Origin of the sequence: Tractidigestivibacter sp. (assembly GCF_050946515.1) — a bacterium.
GTDB lineage: Bacteria > Actinomycetota > Coriobacteriia > Coriobacteriales > Atopobiaceae > Tractidigestivibacter.
This window is the reverse complement of record NZ_JBMNUX010000005.1, coordinates 133,776-154,506: the sequence shown is the minus strand read 5'-3', so window position 1 is coordinate 154,506 and position 20,731 is coordinate 133,776. Positions and strand designations below refer to the sequence as shown.

At 59.5% G+C, this 20,731-nt stretch carries 18 protein-coding genes; 9 read left to right on the top strand and 9 right to left on the bottom strand.

All coding sequences use genetic code 11. The annotated features are described in order from the left end of the window. The first annotated feature begins 3 nt into the window (after positions 1-3). The 4 genes from ACOYJL_RS04800 to ACOYJL_RS04785 all read left to right on the top strand — a co-directional run bounded on the left by ACOYJL_RS04800 (position 4) and on the right by ACOYJL_RS04785 (position 4,019). On the top strand, positions 4-1,053 hold the full coding sequence (locus ACOYJL_RS04800) for a threonine aldolase family protein (RefSeq protein WP_433569084.1): 1,050 nt from the start codon (positions 4-6) through the stop codon (positions 1,051-1,053). Positions 1,054-1,064: 11 nt separating this feature from the next. Next, entirely contained in the window at positions 1,065-1,856 is a 792-nt protein-coding gene (locus ACOYJL_RS04795) for a PhzF family phenazine biosynthesis protein (protein WP_433569083.1), read from the top strand. A gap of 106 nt (positions 1,857-1,962) precedes the next feature. Continuing rightward, positions 1,963-2,406, top strand: a complete 444-nt coding sequence (gene rpiB / locus ACOYJL_RS04790) for a ribose 5-phosphate isomerase B (protein ID WP_433569082.1) — start codon at positions 1,963-1,965, stop codon at positions 2,404-2,406. 788 nt (positions 2,407-3,194) lie between these two features. Beyond that, positions 3,195-4,019 (top strand): HAD family hydrolase, encoded by an 825-nt coding sequence (locus tag ACOYJL_RS04785; protein ID WP_433569081.1) that lies wholly within the window; start codon positions 3,195-3,197, stop codon positions 4,017-4,019. A 145-nt stretch (positions 4,020-4,164) separates the two neighbouring features. On the opposite strand, the gene trxA is transcribed toward ACOYJL_RS04785, so the two are convergent. Continuing rightward, the gene (gene trxA, locus ACOYJL_RS04780) at positions 4,165-4,482 is read right to left on the bottom strand and encodes a thioredoxin (protein WP_433569080.1); all 318 of its coding nucleotides are present in this window, start codon (positions 4,480-4,482) and stop codon (positions 4,165-4,167) included. A gap of 118 nt (positions 4,483-4,600) precedes the next feature. On the opposite strand from trxA, the gene ACOYJL_RS04775 reads away from it, so the two are divergent. Then, the gene (locus ACOYJL_RS04775; protein ID WP_433569079.1) at positions 4,601-4,978 is read left to right on the top strand and encodes a winged helix-turn-helix transcriptional regulator; all 378 of its coding nucleotides are present in this window, start codon (positions 4,601-4,603) and stop codon (positions 4,976-4,978) included. Between the two features lie 23 nt (positions 4,979-5,001). Here the strand turns inward: ACOYJL_RS04775 and ACOYJL_RS04770 are convergent, their stop codons facing one another. Then, entirely contained in the window at positions 5,002-5,349 is a 348-nt protein-coding gene (locus tag ACOYJL_RS04770; protein WP_433569078.1) for an ArsR/SmtB family transcription factor, read from the bottom strand. 258 nt (positions 5,350-5,607) lie between these two features. Here ACOYJL_RS04770 and ACOYJL_RS04765 point away from each other — a divergent pair, with 258 nt between their 5' ends. Next, complete coding sequence (locus ACOYJL_RS04765; protein ID WP_433569077.1) at positions 5,608-6,492, top strand: methionyl aminopeptidase; 885 nt, start codon at positions 5,608-5,610, stop codon at positions 6,490-6,492. Positions 6,493-6,528: 36 nt separating this feature from the next. On the opposite strand, the gene ACOYJL_RS04760 is transcribed toward ACOYJL_RS04765, so the two are convergent. The 4 genes from ACOYJL_RS04760 to pepF form a co-directional block, all read right to left on the bottom strand. Beyond that, on the bottom strand, positions 6,529-7,323 hold the full coding sequence (locus tag ACOYJL_RS04760) for an SDR family NAD(P)-dependent oxidoreductase (RefSeq protein WP_433569076.1): 795 nt from the start codon (positions 7,321-7,323) through the stop codon (positions 6,529-6,531). A gap of 66 nt (positions 7,324-7,389) precedes the next feature. Continuing rightward, positions 7,390-8,562 (bottom strand): polysaccharide deacetylase family protein, encoded by a 1,173-nt coding sequence (locus ACOYJL_RS04755; protein ID WP_433569075.1) that lies wholly within the window; start codon positions 8,560-8,562, stop codon positions 7,390-7,392. A 380-nt stretch (positions 8,563-8,942) separates the two neighbouring features. Then, positions 8,943-9,245: a hypothetical protein gene (locus ACOYJL_RS04750; protein ID WP_433569074.1), complete on the bottom strand. Its 303-nt coding sequence runs from the start codon at positions 9,243-9,245 to the stop codon at positions 8,943-8,945. 178 nt (positions 9,246-9,423) lie between these two features. After that, a complete protein-coding gene (gene pepF, locus ACOYJL_RS04745) occupies positions 9,424-11,214 on the bottom strand; it encodes an oligoendopeptidase F (protein WP_433569073.1) in 1,791 nt (596 codons plus the stop codon). A gap of 937 nt (positions 11,215-12,151) precedes the next feature. Here pepF and ACOYJL_RS04740 point away from each other — a divergent pair. From ACOYJL_RS04740 to ACOYJL_RS04730, 3 genes are all read left to right on the top strand, one after another. Beyond that, positions 12,152-13,573 (top strand): DHA2 family efflux MFS transporter permease subunit, encoded by a 1,422-nt coding sequence (locus tag ACOYJL_RS04740; RefSeq protein WP_433569072.1) that lies wholly within the window; start codon positions 12,152-12,154, stop codon positions 13,571-13,573. 156 nt (positions 13,574-13,729) lie between these two features. Continuing rightward, entirely contained in the window at positions 13,730-15,199 is a 1,470-nt protein-coding gene (locus ACOYJL_RS04735) for an Ltp family lipoprotein (RefSeq protein ID WP_433569071.1), read from the top strand. Between the two features lie 9 nt (positions 15,200-15,208). Next, entirely contained in the window at positions 15,209-16,333 is a 1,125-nt protein-coding gene (locus ACOYJL_RS04730) for a hypothetical protein (RefSeq protein ID WP_433569070.1), read from the top strand. Positions 16,334-16,467: 134 nt separating this feature from the next. Here ACOYJL_RS04730 and ACOYJL_RS04725 read toward each other — a convergent pair whose 3' ends face one another. The 3 genes from ACOYJL_RS04725 to ACOYJL_RS04715 form a co-directional block, all read right to left on the bottom strand. Further along, complete coding sequence (locus tag ACOYJL_RS04725; RefSeq protein WP_433569069.1) at positions 16,468-17,913, bottom strand: glycoside hydrolase family 1 protein; 1,446 nt, start codon at positions 17,911-17,913, stop codon at positions 16,468-16,470. 92 nt (positions 17,914-18,005) lie between these two features. Beyond that, positions 18,006-19,448, bottom strand: coding sequence for a PTS transporter subunit EIIC (locus ACOYJL_RS04720; RefSeq protein WP_433569068.1), 1,443 nt, complete (start codon positions 19,446-19,448; stop codon positions 18,006-18,008). 427 nt (positions 19,449-19,875) lie between these two features. Beyond that, positions 19,876-20,715 carry a Cof-type HAD-IIB family hydrolase gene (locus ACOYJL_RS04715; RefSeq protein WP_433569067.1) on the bottom strand — a complete coding sequence of 280 codons (840 nt, stop codon included), beginning with the start codon at positions 20,713-20,715 and terminating at the stop codon, positions 19,876-19,878. Positions 20,716-20,731 lie beyond the last annotated feature (16 nt).

Here is a 20,731-nt window from a genome sequence, read left to right as displayed (position 1 = left end):
GAAATGTACTCGTTCTCATGCGACTACCTCGAGGGTTGCCATCCTGACGTGCTCGCCGCTCTCTGCGAGACCAACATGGAGCAGGCTCCCGGATATGGCGATGACCGTTTCACCGCCGAGGCCATCCGCGAGATCCGCGAGGCCTGCCAGGATGACTCCGCCGCGATTCATTTCGTCAACGGCGGCACGCAGACCAACCAGCTCGTAATCGATACGATGCTTGATTCCTACGAGGGCGTGCTTGCGGCCGAAACCGGGCACGTCAACGTTCACGAGGCTGGCGCTATCGAGTTCAGCGGTCACAAGGTCCTGGCCCTTCCCGCCCACAACGGCAAGGTCGCAGCCGACGACGTTCGTGACTATGTCCATCGCTTCTATGCCGACGGCAACCACGACCACATGGTGTTCCCAGGAATGGTCTACATCTCCCACCCCACGGAGTACGGAACCCTCTATACCGCTGATGAGCTGCGCGATCTTGCCGACGCGTGCCACCAAAGCGGCCTTAAGCTCTTCCTCGACGGCGCCCGCCTGGGCTATGGCCTTGCTGCCGATGGTACGGATGTCACTCTCCCGCTCATCGACGAGCTCTGCGACGTCTTCTATATCGGGGGCACCAAGGTTGGCGCCCTTAACGGAGAGGCTGTCGTCTTCCCAAGGGGAAAGGAGCCGTCGCACTATCTCACCAGGATCAAGCAGCATGGCGCGCTCTTCGCAAAGGGGCGCCTGGTGGGCGTTCAGTTCGCGACGCTTTTCAAGGACAACCTGTACCTGCGCATTAGCCGTCATGCCATCGAGATGGCCGGTCAAATCAGGCAGATTTTCGAGGACGCCGGCTATGAAATGTACATCGACTCTCCCACAAACCAGCAGTTTGTCGTTCTCGCCAATGACGACATGGAGCGGCTCTCCAAGTACGTGGGCTTTGGCTTCTGGGAGGAGCTCGACGCAGACCACACGGTCGTTCGCTTCGCCTCAAGCTGGGCGACCATGCAAGAGGGCGTTGACGAGCTTCGCGCCGCCGTTGCGACCTGCCTCAAGAAGACCGAGTAGGGGCGACTCAAGTGCGCCAGTACATCGTTGACGCGTTCACGGACAGGGTTTTCCATGGCAACCAGGCAGCCATTTGCATTCTCGACGAGTGGCCCGCCGAGAGCCTGATGATGGACATCACGCGCGAGAATAACTTCTCCGAGACGGCGTTTGCCGTAAGAGAGGGAGACGGGTACCACCTTCGCTGGTTCACGCCGGGAGGCGAGATCGACCTGTGCGGGCATGCTACGCTCGCGTGCGCGTACGTTCTGCTACGGTTCTACATTCCCGAGGCGCGGCGGGTCGCGTTCGACACGCTAGGCGGTAAGCTCGTGGTCACGCGCCAGGGTGACCTGCTAGAGATGGAGTTCCCTGCCTACGCGCTCGAGAAGGTCGAGGTTACTTCTGAGATGGCGGAAGCCCTCGGAGCCATGCCTCGAGAGGCGTACATGGGGCGTGACCTCCTCTGCGTGCTCGATGACGAGAGGGACGTGCGCGGTCTGTCGCCCGACATGGAGAAAGTAAAAAGCCTTGATGGGCTGCTTCTGCACGTTACCGCCCCCAGTCGTGACGTGGACTGCGTCTCGAGGAGCTTTGCTCCCAAGCTGCAGGTAGATGAGGACCCCGTCTGCGGATCCGGGCATTGCCACATTGCGCCGTACTGGTCAAAGCGATTGGGCAAGGACAAGCTCGTTGCGTATCAGGCCTCCGATCGCGGGGGCACGCTCTACTGCCGCATGGATGGCCAGAAGGTCTACATGGCTGGGAGGGCGGCGCTGTATAGCGTGGGGGATCTGGCTTTAGAGGGGGTTGGGGCTGCGTAGTAGGCGGACCATGATGGCGCCCGGGCTACAGCGTCGTCGCTCTTCTCGCGAGTATGGGTTACCATTGCGGCGAAGCGTCCTTCTCGATTGCAAGGGAGAAAAAGCGATGATCGCTCTTGGTTGTGACCACGGCGGCTACGAGCTGCTTCAGGAAGTCAAGAAGCACTTGGATGAGCGCGGACTTGAGTACAAGGACTTTGGCACTTATAGCACCGAATCCGTCGACTATCCCGACTATGCAGCAAAGGTAGCGCGCGCCGTCCAGAGCGGCGAGTGCGAACGAGGCATCCTCATTTGCGGCACGGGCATCGGCGTGTCAATTGTGGCAAACAAGTTCAAGGGCATTCGCGCCGCGTTGTGCAGCGACTGTTTCTCGGCAGAGGCCACTCGCCAGCACAACGACGCAAACATCCTGACCATGGGCGCTCGCGTGCTTGGTCCGGGCCTAGCGCTGAAGATCGTCGACACCTTCCTCGACACGCCGTTCAGCAATGCCGAGCGCCATATTCGTCGAATCGCCAAGATTACCGAGATTGAGAACCAGCAGTAGCGAGGACATAGCGGCAACGAGCGTCGCATTGCCCCACACAACCTAGCAAGACAGGGTCGTCTTCCATCGTGTGGGGACCGGCTCTAAATGACTTTGCCCGTTGTGTGGAGCTCCGCGGCGTTTTCGCAGGTCGCGCGTCGTGCTGTGCGGGACAGCCTGGGTGGTTACGCCGCGTAGCTCTATTGTGTGGGGCTGCTCTGAATGCCACTTGTCGTGTGCTAATTCTCTGCCTGCGGCTTTGCGGAGCCGTTCTCGCCGGCAGCTCGCGACGAGGGCGAGAAGCCCCACACAACGCGAGGGGAGACCGGAGCCCCCTGCCGCGACCTGCACAATGAGTTTCGAGACGCAGGGAACCGCAGGTAGGCGGTCTGTCCGAGAAGTGCGTCCCACACGATGGAGAGATCAATTCTTCGCCTGCACCACACAACGCGCCGCTGCCAAGTTGCGCGACTTTTGCGGCATCAGAGCTCGCACAACTTGGCAGGTTGGGCATCAGAAGTCGCGCAACTTGGCAAAGCCGGCATCAGAAGTCGCGCAACTTGGCATGCCCTGGCATCAGAAGTCGCGCAACCTGGCAGCCCCTATCGTGGGGGCATCGGCAGTCGCGCAACCTGGCAGCGTGAGCGAGCGCCCGGCGCATTCGACGGGTTGCGATTCTGGTGAAGCTGCCTGCAATCTAGCTAAGCCCCTTAGCTCGGCAGCCCCTCTTGGCGGTACTCTTATACGGTCGTACAGTTAAGCCCCCGCCTCTGCATTGGACTGAGGAGGGGAACGCCTGAGAGGACAAGATGGGTCGCAAGGTCATTTTTCTCGATATTGACGGGACGCTCGTTAATTTCAGCGGCGAGCTTCCCGACTCCGCGCGTCGCGCGCTTGTCCTCGCTCGCCAGAACGGGCACGCTCTCGTCATATGCACTGGCCGCACCCCCACGCAAGTCCAGAAGGGGCTCATCTCGTCGGGTCTCTTTGATGGCGTCGTTTGCGCGGCAGGCGCCGAGGTGCATCTTGGCGACAAGCTCCTCTTGCGGCACTTTATCGACCAAGATAAGCTTGACGGTCTTGTCGACTATCTGGATAGTCGCGGAACGTACTATTTTCTCCAAGGAGCCGACGACATGTACGGCTCGCAGTCCGTGGCGGACTATCGCCGAGAGCTCTTTGGCGACAATCCCCAGCTTGCAAGCGAGCGCGCCAAGAACTTCGGTCATGTCACCATCCTGGACAACATCCACGATGCCCAGCGAATCGAGAAGGTCGTATACCATCGCTCGCCCGACTCATATGATCAACTTCGCCGTGCTGTCGGTCCCGACTTTACCGTTGTGGGATCCAGCTTCGGAAGGTTTGGATCCGGTGATGGCGAAATCATGGCTCGCGGCTATGACAAGGCAACTGGCATGCAGTGCCTTCTCAATGCCGTCGGCGTTCCGCAAAAAGACAGCATCGCCTTTGGCGACAGCGAGAATGACCTTGCGATGCTCGAGTACGCGGGGACGTCAGTGGCAATGGGGAGTGGCTCTCCGGTCGTGCAAGAGCGCGCCGACTTTGTGACGACCGGCGTGGATGAGGACGGGCTTTGGAACGGCTTCAAAGCCCTGGGGCTTCTTGGCTAGCCTCTCGGCTGGCCATACTCCTACATCGCTAATAGCGCGACCGGCCGGGTTTGTGGATCGCACCCGGCCGGTCATTAATTCTTTGATATAAGCTGGCGCGCTGACCGCTATTTGGGCTGCTGGTCAGCAAGCCCATCGCTCCAGCTTACAGCTGGGCATCAATGCGAGCCTTCAGCTGGTCTTTTGGCATAGCACCAACAAGCTGGTCGACGACCTTGCCATCCTTGATGATGAAGAAGCTCGGGATGCTCATGACCTTGAACGCGGCGGCAAGCTCCTGCTCCTCGTCGGAGTTGACCTTGCCAACTTTGACGCGTCCGTCGTACTCTTCGGCCAGCTGCTCGACGACGGGCATCATCATCTTGCAAGGTCCGCACCAGTCGGCATAAAAATCAACCAGGACCGGCTTATCGCTGTCGACGACCTCGTCCTTGAAGTTCTTCGCTGTGAACGTGTACTCCATGGTCGTTCCTTTCTCTCTTGCGCGGGTCTCGCGCGTCTGGTTTCGACTATCACTTTACGTGGTATATTTTCCTGAGCAAGTACGCAGTTTATATATACGTGGTAAGGAAGTTCTTACTATGACCTCTACCAGCGAAAATACCGAGAAGAGCATCGCGCTTTCTCCATGTTTTGCCAGTGCCGACCCCAGCATCACCGGGTCTGGCTGCGCGCTTCGACGCGTTCTGGATGCGATCGGCGGCAAGTGGAAAATCCTGCTGCTGGTGGCGCTTTCACAGTCGGACGAGCTGCGCTATGGCGAGCTGCGCCGGCTGGTTTTTGGAATCACCAACACCATGCTGGCAAGCTCGCTCAAGGAGCTTGAGGCTGACGGACTGGTAAAGCGCACGCAGTACCCCGAGATGCCGGTGCGCGTTGAGTACAGCCTTACCGACCGCGGCAGATCGCTGATTCCCGTGCTCATGGAGCTCAAGGATTGGGGAGAGGAGAATCTCTAGCCTTCCAGCGGAGCCTTCTGAGGCTATTCAGCCCTGTCAGGAAGCTGTCTCATTGCATTTCGCGCATCTATTAGGGTTTGGATAAGCTGGTCTAGAGCAGTGCTAGTTTCATCAAAATAGTAATAGTTCTTGGTGCCTTCTTTGCGCACCTTGATAAGCCCTGCCTTCTTCATGATCTGAAGGTGATGCGAGACGGCGGGACGCGAGAGTGACGTCTTCGCTGCGATATCTCCCACGCGAAGGCCCATGCAATTACCCGATTTCATCATCACCATAATCAAGTACTGCCGCGTCCTGTCACCAAGTGCGTTGAGCAACTGCCCAGCTTGCTCCAGCTCGCTTGCCAACTGGTTTATGCTTTGCGAATTCATGCAGCTCACCTGTCATTCGTCAAACTGTTTAAGCGCTTGAACCATTGTTCCACGATTGGACTGCCAGCGGTCATTTGGTAAAGAAAGTCGAGACGGATGCCTTTTTCGCGGCCGCGATGGCGCTTTGATGCGGGCGGCTGCCATCGCCCGCTTGGCCTCGTCCTGTGTTTGTGCGTATGCGTCTCGCAAGCACGTTTTGCTCATTAAAGGGTATTGTGTCTCTGGACACACCTACCATCAATCTCCAAGGAGATCAATATGTTTGACAATCTGCCCGTTCCCGGCCGTAACGATCCTTGCTGGTGCGGCAGCGGCAAGAAGTACAAGAAGTGCCACGCGACATCTGACGCAAAGATGGAAATGCTCTACGACGAGGGGGAGGACGTTCTGCCCCGCTCCCTTCTGAAGAGCGCCAAGGACATCGAGGGCATCAAGGCCTCGGCCGCGGTCAACATGGGCGTGCTTGACTACGTGGGAGAGCACATCAAGGCAGGCGTCTCGACCATGGACATCAATCGATGGGTCGAGAAGTACCTTTCCGATCACGATGCGGTTTCGGCCGACCTCAACTTTGAGGGCTATCCCTATAGCGTTTGCACCGCAATCAACGACGTCGTTTGCCATGGCTTCCCGAGCGAGAATGACGTGCTCAAAGATGGCGACATCATCAACGTTGACATGTCCACCATCAAGGATGGTTACTTTTCCGATTCGTCCCGCATGTTCTGCATTGGCAATGTGAGCGACGAGCGCCGCCGCCTTGTCGAGACCTGCCACGAGTCCGTCAAGGCTGGCCTTGCGGCGGTCAAGCCCTGGGGTCACCTAGGCGACGTGGGCGCAGCCGTGAACGCCGTCAACGTCGCTGCCGGCTTTGAGACCGTCGAGGAGTACGGCGGTCATGGCATCGGCAAGGAATTCCACGAGGACCCGTTTGTCAGCTTTGTCTCTAAGGAGGGCACCGGTCCTATCCTGGTCCCGGGCATGTGCTTCACGATTGAGCCGATGGTCAACGCGGGCAAGCATGACATCACGATCGACAAGGAGAACGGCTGGATTGTGCGCACGAAGGACGGTAGCGACTCCGCCCAGTGGGAGGTCCAGCTCGTGGTGACCGAGGATGGCTACGAGCTTCTGTCCTGGTAACAGGGATACGGGGGCTACGCCGGGCAACCGCTTCAGCTAGATGCGGCGCAGCCCTTCCCATGCCCACATGACGACGGGCGCTGGCAAAATCTTGCAAAATACGCGCATGAGAAACCCCGTGACGCAGCAGGTCGCGATGGGGTAGTTGATGGTGTTGATGCGCATCGACCAGCGCGCGACGTGGCGTGCCGAAAGCATTGGGTAGAGGTGCTTTACGGTCTGACCGTTGGCGGTGTTGCGGGCTACTTGGGCAAACTCGGTCTTGATCCACAGCGGACATACGGCCGTCACGCGAATGCCCCGCCCGCGCAGCTCAAAGCGCAGCGCCCTGGTGTAGTAGCGAACGAACGCCTTGGTCGCGGCGTAGACGTTGAGCCCCGGCAGCGGCTGAAACGACGCGCTCGAAGCAATTTGGATGAGCCTGGACCCGCGATCCATATAGGGGAGGGCCACCTTTGAGAGGTCGACAAGGGCTCGGCAGTTGACGTCGATCATCGAGTCGACCTCGTCTAGCGTAAGGTCTGCATAGGTGCCAAACTTGGCGAAGCCCGCAGCGTTGACGAGCATTCCGACGATCAGCCTGTCGCCCTTCTCAGCGGTCTTGGCAGCGGCATTTTCTAGCAGGCGCGAAAGCTCGCGCGGGGCATCTCGCGTCGACAGGTCGTATGGCAAGGTGCGCGACGGCGTGGAGAGCTCCGCAGCAAGTTGGCGCAGGCGCTCTTCTCGCCGGGCAATAAGCCACAGCTCATCGTATTCGTGGCTCTTGTCGGCGAGGCGAGCGTACTCTTTGCCAAGCCCGCTTGAAGCACCGGTAATGATTGCTATTTTCATGCGTTGAGAGCTTTCATGTCTTCAGCGTCTTCGGGACCCGTGGCCAAACTAGCCGATCTCGCTTGGTCATACGGCATCATCGGGCATTGTCGCGTCGCAATTGGCAATGTCGTCAGGAATGGAGTCGTCGCTCTGAAGCAGCTCGCTGATCGTGACAAACTCATAGCCCTCGTCTTGCAGCTCGTCGATTATCTTCGGGAGCGCTTCGAGGTCTTGGGAGCGGTCGCCTCCGCCATCGTGCATCAATATGATGCTTCCTGACTTTACGCTTGAGGTGGCCGCCGAGACGATGGCGTCAACGCCGGGCTGGCGCCAGTCTTCGGTGTCGATGTTCCAGCGAACGGCCACGGTCGCGATGCCGTTCGTCAAAAGCCACGTCTTTTGGGTGAAGTCGCCGTAAGGCGGCCTGAACGTAGTGGTTTTGGCGCCGGTCGCGGTCTCGATTGCCGAGAAGGACTTGGTCAGCTGGTCAAGGACGGTTTGCTGATCCGACGTTCTAAGATCGGGGTGGCTGTAGGAGTGGCTGCAGATCTGGCAGCCGGCATCGACGATGGCCTTTGCCTCGTCGGGATACTCCTCGACCTTGGCTCCAAGGCAGAAAAACGTTGCCTTTACGCCCTTCTCCTTAAGAATCTCCAAGTACTGCTGCGTATACTCGCTTGGCCCGTCATCAAAGGTAAGCGCAACGAGCTTCCTGCCGTCAGAGGGCTCAACGTCCCTGACCGAGATGACGCAGTCCTGCCCCTGCTGATAGATCTCGCCATCGGCGGTCTCGCCGCTCTCCTTTCCGGTGCGGACCTCCTTTATGGTGGGGTAGCCCCACTGCGAGATGTAGTTGATAGTGCCCACGTCGCTGTCCATCGTGAGCTTGGGGGCCACCTCAACGACCTCGGAGTCGTAGTCTTCCATGCGGTCGGCGCCGTCGGTGATGCTCAGCTGCTCGCCACCTTGCACCTTGTATGCGCTGCCGGAGTCATAGTCCATGCTTTGATCGTCAATAGTCACCGAGTATGGATAGCCCTGACCTTCGGCAAGCACGTTACCGCCTACGCTGATGTAGTTTCCTGCCGTGGTCTGGATGCCCTCGTCGCTGACTATCTGATTGACAGTCGTGCCTATCGTTACGCTTTCCAGATTGCCGTTGACGGTTACCTGCACGGGCCGCAGGTTCATCCACCACAAGATTCCGCCGCCGACAATGGCAGCAATGACGAGCAGGGGGATGAGCGTCTGCTTCACAAAACGCTTCTTAGGTCGCTTCGGAGATGAGCCGTGTTGGGGATCGATAGTGCTTACGGGAGTGAATCCGCTGCCTTTGGTAACGATGTCGAAGCCTTGCCGCGAGACGGGGCGTGATTCGTCACCCTTTGTGGCGCCTTGTCGTTCTACCGACCGTATATCTTCTCGGCGATGAGGCTCGCGGTCATTCTTGGTGTCAGACATCTAACCTCCGGAAACCTTGTCCGACGTGGTTGGCTCGTTTTCGTTGCATTTTCAGAAAAGTCGCCGCTTACGCAGACAACCATACGACACTTCGTCAAGCTTGTGTCTCTGCGAAATAAGCCATCTGCGTCTATTTCTGAAAAATCTCTGTAAGCGATAGAGCCTGGCAGGAGATTCTAGCTGCCGTTATATGCGAACACGATCCAGATAATCGCGACGGCTGCGATTGCGAGGAGAATGATACCGAATATAATGCAGATTTTTGAGATTAAGCGACGGCGCTCGTCGTTATCTTCGGAATCGTCCGCGCGCGACTTGCGAGAGGCGCTGCGCCTGTGCTTACGCACCCAGTGAGCGTGAGCGATTGCTAGCACAATGCCGACCAACAGCAGAATTGCGCCTGCGCCAACCATTGTGATCAGTGCGATGGCCGCGCCAAAGAGGAGCTTGTCTATTCCGATGCTTGCGAGAAGGCTCACGCGACTCCCATCTTTTGCCTGAGATACCTCATGCTACACCCCATGGAGAAAAGTAACGCGGGAGAGGCGGCAATGAAACCGACTCTCCCGCGCAAAAGCACGTGCCCAAAATGCGCCCGCTCCCGCCCACGAGCGTTCGCTTGGTGCGCTGCGAACCAATGGTCGCTTCTAGTTGGCGCTACAGGGTCGCCTCAAGCTGGTCGACGATGGTGGAGAAGTACGCAAGTGCATCCTCGACAGGCTTTGGCGTTGACATGTCGACGCCGGCTCCGCGAAGAAGGTCGATTGGCGTCTTGCTGCAGCCGCCACTCAGGAAGTTCAGATAGTCGCGAACGGCGGGCTCGCCCTCGTTGATGATGCGCTCCGAAAGGGCGACAGCCGCCGCAAAGCTGGTTGCGTACTGGTAGACGTAGAAGTCGTAGTAGAAGTGTGGTATGCGCGCCCATTCTAGGCTGATCTTGTCGTCCACTACGGCTTCGGGACCAAAGTAGAGTTTGTTGAGGTCGCCATAGCGCTCGCAAAGGTCCTCGGCGGTAAGCCCTCCGTTGTGGGCGCACATTTCTGCGGCGTCGCGCTCGAACTCGGCGAACATGGTCTGGCGATAGAGCGTGGTTCGGAACTGCTCTGCAAAGTGGTTCAGGATGTAGGCTCGCCGTGCGGGGTCGGTCTCGTGACCAAGCAGATAGTGCGTGAGCAGGGCCTCATTGGTCGTGGAGGCAACCTCCGCCACAAAGATCGAGTAGTCAGAGTACGTTGCGCCTTGCGTTTTGCACGAGAGGTAAGTGTGAACCGAGTGGCCCATCTCGTGAATCAGGGTAAAGACGTCGTCGAGCTTGCCCTGGTAGTTCAGCAATATGACGGGATGGTTCCCAAAGCTTCCGGCAGAGTATGCTCCTGAGGCCTTGCCCGGGGTCTCGTAAACGTCAATCCAGCGTTGGGAAAGGCCGGTGCGCACGATATCCAGGTAGTCCTTGCCGAGTGGCGCAAGCGCCTTCTGGATGAGCTCGGTTGCCTCGTCAAAGGTGAAGTCCATTTCGATGCTGTCGACAAGAGGAACGTACATGTCCCAGAATCGCAGTTCGTCGACGCCTAGGACTTTCTTGCGCAGCGATGCATAGCGGTAGAACGTGGGCAGGCTGTCGTGCACGGCGTTGATGAGGCTGCCATAGACGCTCGTGGGCACCTCATTCTCGTCGAGGCACATCTCGAGCGAGCTGTTGTAGTGGCGTGCGTCGGCAAAGAACTTGAGCTGCTTCTCCTGGCTGGTGAGAAGCGCGGCGCTGGTGTTGCGAATCTTCTGGTAGGTGCCATAGAGCGAGTCGTAAGCGGACTTGCGCAGGGCGCGGTCGCGGTTCTCGATGAGCGAGATGTAGCGCTCGTGCGTTACCGGATGATGCTCGCCTCGGGAGTCGATGGCGTCGGGGAACGTCAGGTCGGCATCGTTCAGCAGCAAGTAAACCTGTCCAGGCTGCGCTGCCATGTCCTGGGCGCTTGCTAGCAGCTTTTCCTCGGGGGCGGAGAGGGTGTGCGGACGAAGGTGAAGCACCTGCTCAAAGTACCTGCGGTAATGGTTGAGCTCGGGCTCTTCGGCCATGTACTGCTCCAGCTTCTCGGCCGGCAGCGCCATGAGCTCTGTGGCAAACCATGAGGTGGCTGCCTGCGTACGAGTGTAGAGTTCCATTGCGCGAGCCGAGTAGGTCTGGCACCTTGCGACTCGAGTGTCCTCGTCCCTCCTGCGGTCGGCGTAGTTTGCCATACGCTCCATCTCTACCTTCGCGTCGTCATGAAGACGCAGGTAGGAGAGGAGGTTTTTCGCAGATGTGCAGGCCTTTCCGCGGTGCGCCTCAAGCTTTGCCGGCAGCTCTTGGTCTGCCTCGAGCGCCGCCTCAAACGCGGCGTCGTTGGCATACATTGACGAGAGGTCCCACTTGTAGCGGTCCTCAATCTGGTCGCGAGACTCAAATGCCATCGATTTCTCCCGTCTTCCAACTTTTTGCCCGGCCTTCCCAGCGGGGCCCTAACCGAACCGTTTCTCATCATACCCACCCGCCGCTACGGCAACATCCGCGTCGGGCGCACCGGGTGGGTCCGCGCGTCGCGCGGAGTTGTCCCACGCATCGGTCCCTGCCAGGTTGCGCGACTTCTGCGGCATCAGAGGTCGCGAAACCTGGCAGATCGGGCATCAAAAGTCGCAGAACTTGGCAAAACGGGCATCAGAAGTCGCAGAACTTGGCAAGGGCGAGCATCAGAACTCGCAGAACTTGGCAGGCGAGGGGCTCGATTGCATTGTGTGGGACCTCCCCGAAACGAGCCTCCCTGTTGTGTGGGGGCAGCAGAAGTTTTCGCAGGTCGCCTGGCTTGTTGTGCGGGTGCGTGCGGGCAGTGGCGTCTCGTCGACCCATTGTGTGGGACCTCCTCGAATGCTACCTAGTACATGCCAATTCTCTACCTGCGGATTTGTGGAGGTCCTTCTCGCTGCTGGTTCTCTGCGGGGCGAGAATCCCCACACAATGGGACAGACGGGAAAGACTCCTCGCGCAGACCCACACGACAGGATTCTTGATTCAAAGAAGCCCCAGCTAGGGGGTGCTGGGCGAGAAGTGCGCCCCACACGATGCACGTCACCGTTTCTTCGTCGGTCCCACACGACGGGTGCCGCCAGGTTGAGAGACTTCTGCGGCATCAGAGGTCGCGCAACCTGGCAAGGGCGAGCATCAAAAGTCGCGCAACCTGGCGCCTGACGCGCAAGTCGTGCCGGACGGGCCGTGCGCGCGGCGCAATGTGATGACATTTCGCCAACTTTCAGGGGACCGGGGGGCGAGCAGCGCATCTCGCTATAGTTAAAGAGTCCGGAGCGGATCTAGAGACATCTCCACCCGGACCCCCAACCCCAAGGAGCTTTTCACATGCAACAAAGCACTACCCCGACCGGCGGCTTCGAGCGCAGGCTTGACGCCAAGCTTATCTTGTCTATTGTCGCTACGGGAATCATGTCGTTCTCGGGCGTCACGGTCGAGACGGCCATGAACGTGACGTTTCCCACACTCATGGCGGAGTTTGGTATCGATACGTCAACTGTTCAATGGATGACAACGTCTTACCTGCTCGTTCTTGCAATAATTGTGCCGACCTCGTCCTATCTCAACCGCCGCTTTCCCACGCGCCGCATCTTTGTGACGGCCATGCTCTTCTACATTGCCGGAATCGTCTGCGGACTGACGGCGATTTCGTTTCCCATGCTGCTTATGGGTCGCATCCTAGAAGGCATTGGCACCGGCATCGCGCTGCCGCTCATGTTCAACATCATCACCGAGCAAGCTCCCGAGAAGAACATGGGCGTCATGATGGGCATCGGCACGCTGGTTACCGCCATGGCGCCGGCGGTTGGTCCTTCGGTGGGCGGCTGGCTCGCAGAGAACTTCGGCTGGCGCGCCATCTTCGCGGCGCTCCTGCCAATTCTTGTCGTCTCGTTCTTCTTGGGGATCTTCTCCATTCGCCAAAGCCACGAGGTCGTGCGCGACTCCTTTGACGTCCCTGGCTGGCTCTTCATTGCTGGCTCGTTTGCGTCGCTCGTCTTTGCCGTCGATATGGGCGCAACGTGGGGCTGGACGAGCCCGCTTGAGCTCACGATGCTTGCCCTGTTTATCATCTTCCTGGCTTTGTTCATCCGTCGCGAGCGCAGCGTCGAAGACCCTCTTATCCACCTTTCCGTCTTTTCCGAGAAGCGCTTTGACTTTGGCGTCCTCGCCATCGTCTGCCTGCAGTTCATTGTGCTTGGGCTCTCTTTCCTGATTCCGAATTACTCCCAGGTCGTCATGGGCGCAGGAGAGACCGAGGCCGGCTCGATCCTGCTGTATGGCTGCATCGTCGGCGCTTGCATGGCCCCGCTTTCCGGACAGCTGCTCGACCGTCTGGGCGCCCGCAAGCCTATCCTCTTTGGTGCCAGCTGTGCGCTTCTGGGAACGCTGCTCTTCGCGCTCTTCAGCGACCACCTGGCCACGCTTCCTGCCATCTGCTTCTATATCGTCTTCGCCCTTGGGCAGAGCACGATGGTCGGCAACACCATGACCACCTCGCTCGGCTTCCTCCCGGCACAGACAAAGCCTGACGGCAACGCGGTGATCAACACACTGCAGCAGCTTTCGGGTGCCATTGGCACGAGCGTCTGCTCGGCAATCGTCAATGCTGCGCAGCTGGGTGCCAGCGACATGGCTCTTGCCACCATGACCGGCTCGCGCATAGCCTATGCGCTCTTGGCCTGCATCGCGATTGTCCCGTTGGCGAGCATGACATGGGTGACGTCGCCGCGCAACATGCAGAGGCGCTAGGTAAGCTCTGATAGCCGAGGCGTGCTTGAGACCGTCTGACCTCGTGCTCATATAGGTGCGTTTACCTGCGAGAATAATTTGTGTCCGGCCTGTGCAATAAAGTGTCTTTCAGGTTTCTAGAAAGGCTGCAGCCTTTCTGCGAGCATTGGAGGACGCATGCACCAAGATCACGAAGATTCACCTGGGCAATCGAAAAAGACTGGCAAGTCGAAGCTATTCACAACGTTCGCCACGCACCCCAAGCAATTGCGCATTGCGTCAATCGTTGGCGTTGCCGCGCTGGTGATTGCGCTGCTGTCGGCGTTCGCCATGAGCCCCTCGGGTGCCTCGCTTGAGGAGTCTCAGACCTTCGGGGGAATAACGGTCAGCCTCCCTGCGGGAATGTCGCAAGAGAAGCAGGAAGACGGCTTCGGGGTAAGCAGCTGTACGTTTTCCGGCAGCTACGTGAGAGTGACTATGGCGCGTCGCGAGGCTTCCAAGGAGGACGCAGGGGCCACTCTTGCATCTTTGCTTGCAAGCGAGATGGACTTCTCGTCAATTACCGGCAAGATGGAAGGCGATGACGCGGTCTATACCGCGGTGAGCTCAACCTCTAGCGGAGATTTTCCCGTTTGGGCTCGCGGTCGCATTGTCGATGGCTGGCTGTACGCTCTTGTGGTCACCCCTACGGCAAGCGGGCGAACAAATGAGGCAACGGCTCGCGCCATCTTTGACTCGTACTCCTTCTCGTCCAGTGACATCAAGGTCACGCTCGTGAGCGATGGCGAGACCTATGACACGCTGAGCGCGGAAGCCCCTGCGGGGTCGGGAGCCATAGTCAAGCTTCCGCACAATCTTACGAAGGATCGCGCCGTCTTTGATGCATGGAAGCTCAGCGGTGACAGCGATGCTCGGGTGGTAGAGGAGAAGGGGTCGCAGTATCTTACGGGCGCGACCGAGGACACCAAGCTTGAGGCCCAGTGGTCCAACGCGTGGGTCGTCACGTTTACTGATGGCAACGGCAACACAATTGGCGAGACGCTCGTCCGGAATGGAGAGGCTGCGAGCGCGCCGAGCGTAAAAGACACAGACACTGACGCCTTTGCCGGATGGGACGCTGACTTCTCCAACGTTACCCAGGACATGACCGTCAACGCTACGTGGAATCACCTCTGGACCGTCACGTTCACCGATGGCAACGGGACAACGCTGGACACCCAGACGGTCGAGAACGGCGAGGCTGCCAAGGCGCCCTCAAAAGAGCCCACCAAGGATGGCTACGAGTTCACCGGCTGGGACGCGGACTTCTCAGCGGTCACCTCTGACCTTACGGTCAACGCCACTTGGGAACGCCTTCCCACCACCGCTGAGAAGAACGCCGTCAGCAGGGCCAAGAGTTATCTAGACTACACGGCCTTCTCGTACAGCGGGCTCATTGACCAGCTTGAGTTTGAGGGATACACCACCGAAGAGGCAACCTACGGCGTAGACCACTGCGGCGCCGATTGGTACGAGCAGGCCGCTCTTATGGCTGAGGACTATCTGGAGTACACGTCATTCTCAAGAAGCGGGCTCATTGACCAGCTTGAGTTTGAGGGATTCACTTATGACCAGGCCGTCTACGGCGTCAACGCCGTTGGGCTCTAGGAGGCAATCATGACCGAGAAGAATGCTGACGTTTCGGAGCAGGCGGCCGGTGGCGCCGAGGAAGCTGCAAGCCCTGTGGATGCAGCGAGCAAGCCGACGGAGCAGGCACTCGAGAAGGTCGAGGACTTTCCAACCCAGCTAGCTGCGGCAAAGAAGGACTACGACCAGGCGTCTGAGGAGCTCCGCAACCTGACCTCTGCCCACAACACATTGGTCGAGCAGAAGAAGACCGAGCTGAGCCGCGTGGTGAGCGCGCACAACCAGAGCGTAAAAGAGCTTGAGAACAAATTCAAGGAGCTCCAGGACAGCTACAGTGGGGAAGTCGCCTCTGCGGGTCCGGTCGTTCTGTATCACAACCGTCTTCGGGTTGGGAAAAACCTCTACGGGCTGCTGCCGGACCTCAAGGTTGAGGTCAACTCCAGCGGAACGATCTATGCAACCAGCGACGTCTCTGGCGGGGGCATGAGCCTTGGCGGAGCAATCGTCGGCGGCGCGGTAGCCGGACCGGCTGGTGCCGTCGTGGCCGGTCGAAAGCCCGTGAAGTCTGAAACCACCACGCATGACGACCGCCACCTGTATTTCACGGTTTCGAGCAGCGAGGGCGGAGAGAGCATCGAGCTCGATCCATCCCTCGAGCAGCAGGCTCGCAACCTTGCCGCCAAAGTGCCGGCATGCGTCGCTGCGCAGGACAAGCTCGAGAAAGAGGTTGCTCCAAAGATCTATGACACCAAGGAGCTCCTTGAGAAGACGAAGGCAGACGTTGCAGACGTTAACGCAGCGCAGCAGGCGCTGGACGAAGCGACCTCCAATACGGCAGAGCTGGACCAGGCAAAAAGCAGGGCTGACAAGACGCTCGCAGCCTACCAGGCGCTTCTCGAGAAGGACCCCGAGCGTGTTGCTCGAAAGAAGTCTCGACAGCGAGCTGCCGGAATAGCCCTTCTCGTGCTTGCTGCATTCGTGGTGCTTATGGGGTGGGGGACGGTCTTTGAGTACCCGTCGGCTGCAAACTGTATCGTTATTGGCCTTCTGGCGTTCGTGCTCGTCTTCATCGGGCTTGTGAAGCTTGATGATGGAAAGAAGAAGCCCGCGCAGAACTCGGATGTCGATTCTGGCAAGGAGGCTGCAGAGGCATAAGCGGCGCCGAGGCGGCGCTTTGCCCGTTGGCGCTCGCCCGGGTGGCGGTCCCGCCCTGTAGCGGTCGCTCGAAAAAGGCGGCGCCCCCACGTTTCTGGGGACGCCGCCTTGCGCGTCAGTCTACGTGCGTGTGGCTAGTCGTCGAGCCCTTCGGTGCCGTTGGACTTGATGATCTTCTGGTACGCGTAGAAGCTGTCCTTGCGACGGCGCTCGTAAGTGCCGGTGCCGTCGTCGTACTTGTCTACGTGGATGAAGCCGTAGCGCTTGCGCATCTCGCCGGTGCCGGCGGAGACCAAATCGATCGGTCCCCACCAGGTGTAGCCCATAAGGTCAACGCCGTCGTCAATGGCCTCGCGCATGGCGCGCACGTGGCGCTTGAGGTAGTCGATGCGATACGGGTCGTGGATCGAGCCGTCAGCCTCGACCTCGTCGTAGGCGCCCATGCCGTTCTCGACGACCATCAGAGGAATCTGGTAGCGGTCATACAGCAGGTTGAGCGCGTAGCGCAGGCCGTCGGGATCGATCTGCCAGCCCCAGTCGGTGCTCTCGAGGTAGGGGTTCTTGCCGCCGAAGGTCATGTTGCCCGCGGTCTGCTCGACGTCGTGCGTGCCCACGATGTTGCTCATGTAGTAGCTGAACGGGTAGAAGTCCACCGTGCCCGCGGCGATGTCGTCCATGTCGCCCGGCTGGATGTCCAGCTTGACGCCGTTCTCGCGCCAGAAGCGCGGGGCCCATGCGGGGTAGGCGCCACGAACCTGCACGTCAGAGCAGTACCAGTTGGTCTTGTTCATCTCCCAGTGGTTGGCGAGCACGTCAACGGGGTCGCAGGTAGCTGCATAGGAGAGGATGAAGCAGTCCATGTTGCCCATCTTGAACTGCGGGTAGTGCTCGTGGGCGTACTTGACCACGCGGCCGCTCGCCACGAACTGGTGGTGCAGTGCCTGGCAGCGCTGCTGCATGGTGGTCTCGATGCCCGAGACGGGACCCTCGTAGCCACGGCACATGCTGGTCTCGAGCAGAGCGCCAAACTGCATTATGCCGCAGTTGATCTCGTTGAACGTGAGCCAGTACTTGACCTTGTCCTGGTAGCGCTCGAAGACGGTCTTGCAGTACTTCTCAAAGATGGCGATGAGCTCTCGGCTCTCCCAGCCGTTGTACTTCTCGATCAGCGCATAGGGCATCTCGTAGTGCGAGAGCGTCACGAGCGGCTCGATGTTGTGGGCGTGGCAGCAGTCGAAGACGCGGTCGTAGAAGGCCAGTCCCGCCTCGTTGGGCTCGGCGTCGTCGCCATTCGGGAAGATGCGGCTCCAGGAGATGGACATGCGGAACATGTTGAAGCCCATCTCGGCAAAGAGCGCAATGTCCTCCTCGTAGTGATGGTAGAAGTCGATGCCGTCATGGTTGGGGTAGAGCACGTCCGGCTTGATGTCCACGGTCAGCGTGCGGGGCTCCTTGTAGCTGCCGCCCGTGATGTGGTCGTCGACCGACGGGCCACGTCCGTCCACGTTCCATGCGCCCTCGAACTGGTTGGCGGCGGTTGCGCCGCCCCAGAAGAACCCCTCGGGAAATCCCTTGCCCATGGTGCTCCTTTCGCTTGGTTAACACTTCTGTGTTCATGCTAATAGAAAGGTGCCCCACGCTGGGATGGGGCACCGGAGTTAAGGACGATTTACTAGGCCTCTTCAGGCTTGTAGGTCGTGAACTCGAGTACGAAGCCGACGACAGCTGCGACCATGCAGGCGACAATCGCCCAGATCATGCCGGTGATGCCGTTGGCGCCGCTCGGGTCGATGAAGCAGAGCCACTGGAACATGCCGAGGCTGCCCATCATGTAGCAGACGGCACCAGAGAGACCAATGACGAGCGCTCCGCAGGCGGAACCGATGCAGGCCTTGACGAAGGCCTTCTTGTCGGGCAGGGCGACGCCGTAGATGGCGGGCTCAGTGACGCCGAAGAAGAACGCGGAGATCATGGCAGGCAGAGCGATGCCGCGGAAGTTCTCATCCTTGTTCTTGAGATACATGGCGAAGACGACGGCGCCAAGGGCGAAGCTGTGGCAGACCATCGAGGCGAGGATGAAGTCCTGGCCGAGGTTCTGGAGGTTGACGAGCATGATTGGGGTGAGGCTCCAGTGGAAGCCGAAGATGACGAGGACCATCCAGAATGCGCCGACGAGGACCGAGCCGACAACAGAGCCGACCACGGGAAGGTTGAAGATCGCCTGGAACAGCGAGGACAGCAGGTTGGTGATCAGCGTTGCGATGGGGCCGATGACCAAGTAGCCGACGACGACGGAGATGGTCATGACCAGCAGGGGCGTGAAGAACATCTTGACGCTATCAGGCATCCACCCGCGGCACCAGTGCTCGATCTTGGAGGCGAACCACACCATCAGGATGATGGGGATGACGGAGCTGGTGTAGCCGGAGGCCGGCATGATGATGGGGATGCCGAGGAAGGTGGCATACCAGGAGAACGTCCCTGCGACGCCCAGGTCGATGGAGCCGAGGACTTCGCCGCCCGTGAGGGCGACCATCGTCGGGTACACGAGCGCGAGGCCGATGGCGACGGCCGTGAACTCGTTCATCTTGAACTTCCGGGCAGCGGTGAAGGCAAGCACGACGGGCAGGAAATAAAAGATGCCGTCAGCGACGGTGTAGAGCAGCGTGTAGGTGCCAGTCTCGTCGAATCCCGGGATCAAGAAGCTGACTAGGGCAAGCAGGCCCTTGACGATGCCCGCGGCGCAGAAGGGGCCAAGGATGGGCCCGAAGATGCCGGTGATGATGTCTATCAGCACGGACGCGGCGGACTTCTTCTCCTCGGGGGCATCGTCGTCGGCAGCGACCTCGCCGCCACCGGTGAGGCCAGAGACCTTGAGGAAGGAGTCGTAGACATCCTCGACCTTGTTGCCCACGACCACGTGGTACTGGCCGTTGGGGTTGAGCACCTGGATGACGCCGGGCAGCTTGGAGATCGTGTCGGTGTCGGCTTTGGACTCGTCGTAGAGCTTGAAGCGCAGGCGCGTGATGCAGTGCGTCACGCTCTTGATGTTCTCCTTGCCGCCGACGCCGTCCAAGATTTGCTTGGCGAGGTCGTCGTAGTTCTTCTTTGCCATCGCTTTCCCTTCTCCCGTGCGCCCGAGGGCGCAATCCCTGAATATGAGTCCGGCCTGTGCCATGGGCCGGTAGGCACCAAGTTCTTAGGCGTCTGCTCGTTGAGAGGGGATTTGCGACATAAAAAATCGGCAGGTACTCCAACGGCGAGACGCATCGGAGCCGCTCGTGGCTCCCTCACAAGTGATGCCTCCCGAGGAGTAACAACCTTGCCGTGACATGCAATATACGACGATTGCGAAGGGCTTGTGATGACTTTTTCAAGAAAAGCCATTCACGTCTGAAAATGAGCCGTTCGCGGAGACTGGTGAATAGCGAGAAGGGCCGCCCGCCGTCAGCGGGAGGCTGATGGCGGGCGGGGAGAAGAAAAGGTCCAGCTGGGTGAGGGGTGCGAGCGCAGCTGGCGCACTCGCACCTCTCCGACGGCAGCTACTTGACCAGCCCAAAGTGCACAAACGCGTTCCAGAGGCCGTCGTCGTCCACGGCGTCAGTCACGTAGTCTGCCGCCGCCTTGGCCTCGTCGCCGCCGGAGCCCATGCAGACGCCCACGGCGCACGCCTCGAACATCGGGATGTCCACCTTGGCGTCGCCGAAGGCGATGGTGTCGGCGCGGTCGGCGCCCAAATGCTTGAGCAGCACGTCCACGGCGTGCGCCTTGGTGATGTCCTTCACGCCAAGGTCGCCAAAGAGCGCCGTCTCGCCCGCGCCTCCCCAGGTGCCGCACTTGAGGTCGGGGAACTCCTTGATGGAGTCGAGGTGATCCTGGTAGCTCTTGAGGATGAAGCTCACCTTGTTCACGTCGTCGCGGTAGAGGTTGGCGCCGTAGACCATGCCGTGCATCACGTCATCTGTCTCAAGCTGGTCGGCGTTGGCCACGCCCTTACGACCGGCGTAGAGGCGAAGGACCGGTCGAGCAGCCTCGCGGAAGTTCTCGCTCGCGAAGAGGCCGTTGTTTGACTCGAGGTAGAACTCCAGACCGCGTTCGTGCAGCCAGTCCACGATGTGACGGCACTGCTCGGCGGTAATCAGCTGGTGCATGACGACCTCGCCGTTGTCCTCCACGTAGGATCCGTTGCCGCCAATCATGCCGTCAAAGCCGATGGCCCAGAGCTCGGGCGGGTTTTCGGCCTTCGAGCGACCGGTGCACATGTACACGCGGTTGCCATTCTTGCGAGCCTCGCGGATGGCGCGCTTGGCTGAGTCTGGAATCTTGTTCTCGTAGTCGGTGATGGTGCCGTCGACATCGAGAAAGACGATCTTGCTGCCCATGGTTCGTGGCTCCTCT

Coding starts and splice junctions, on each gene's coding strand:
- ACOYJL_RS04800 (WP_433569084.1), top strand. CDS start 4: ATGTACTCGTTCTCATGCGACTACCTCGAGGGTTGCCATCCTGACGTG.
- ACOYJL_RS04735 (WP_433569071.1), top strand. CDS start 13,730: ATGCACCAAGATCACGAAGATTCACCTGGGCAATCGAAAAAGACTGGC.
- ACOYJL_RS04730 (WP_433569070.1), top strand. CDS start 15,209: ATGACCGAGAAGAATGCTGACGTTTCGGAGCAGGCGGCCGGTGGCGCC.
- ACOYJL_RS04785 (WP_433569081.1), top strand. CDS start 3,195: ATGGGTCGCAAGGTCATTTTTCTCGATATTGACGGGACGCTCGTTAAT.
- trxA (WP_433569080.1), bottom strand. CDS start 4,482: ATGGAGTACACGTTCACAGCGAAGAACTTCAAGGACGAGGTCGTCGAC.
- ACOYJL_RS04715 (WP_433569067.1), bottom strand. CDS start 20,715: ATGGGCAGCAAGATCGTCTTTCTCGATGTCGACGGCACCATCACCGAC.
- pepF (WP_433569073.1), bottom strand. CDS start 11,214: ATGGCATTTGAGTCTCGCGACCAGATTGAGGACCGCTACAAGTGGGAC.
- ACOYJL_RS04720 (WP_433569068.1), bottom strand. CDS start 19,448: ATGGCAAAGAAGAACTACGACGACCTCGCCAAGCAAATCTTGGACGGC.
- ACOYJL_RS04760 (WP_433569076.1), bottom strand. CDS start 7,323: ATGAAAATAGCAATCATTACCGGTGCTTCAAGCGGGCTTGGCAAAGAG.
- ACOYJL_RS04775 (WP_433569079.1), top strand. CDS start 4,601: ATGACCTCTACCAGCGAAAATACCGAGAAGAGCATCGCGCTTTCTCCA.
- ACOYJL_RS04740 (WP_433569072.1), top strand. CDS start 12,152: ATGCAACAAAGCACTACCCCGACCGGCGGCTTCGAGCGCAGGCTTGAC.
- ACOYJL_RS04765 (WP_433569077.1), top strand. CDS start 5,608: ATGTTTGACAATCTGCCCGTTCCCGGCCGTAACGATCCTTGCTGGTGC.
- ACOYJL_RS04725 (WP_433569069.1), bottom strand. CDS start 17,913: ATGGGCAAGGGATTTCCCGAGGGGTTCTTCTGGGGCGGCGCAACCGCC.
- rpiB (WP_433569082.1), top strand. CDS start 1,963: ATGATCGCTCTTGGTTGTGACCACGGCGGCTACGAGCTGCTTCAGGAA.
- ACOYJL_RS04770 (WP_433569078.1), bottom strand. CDS start 5,349: ATGAATTCGCAAAGCATAAACCAGTTGGCAAGCGAGCTGGAGCAAGCT.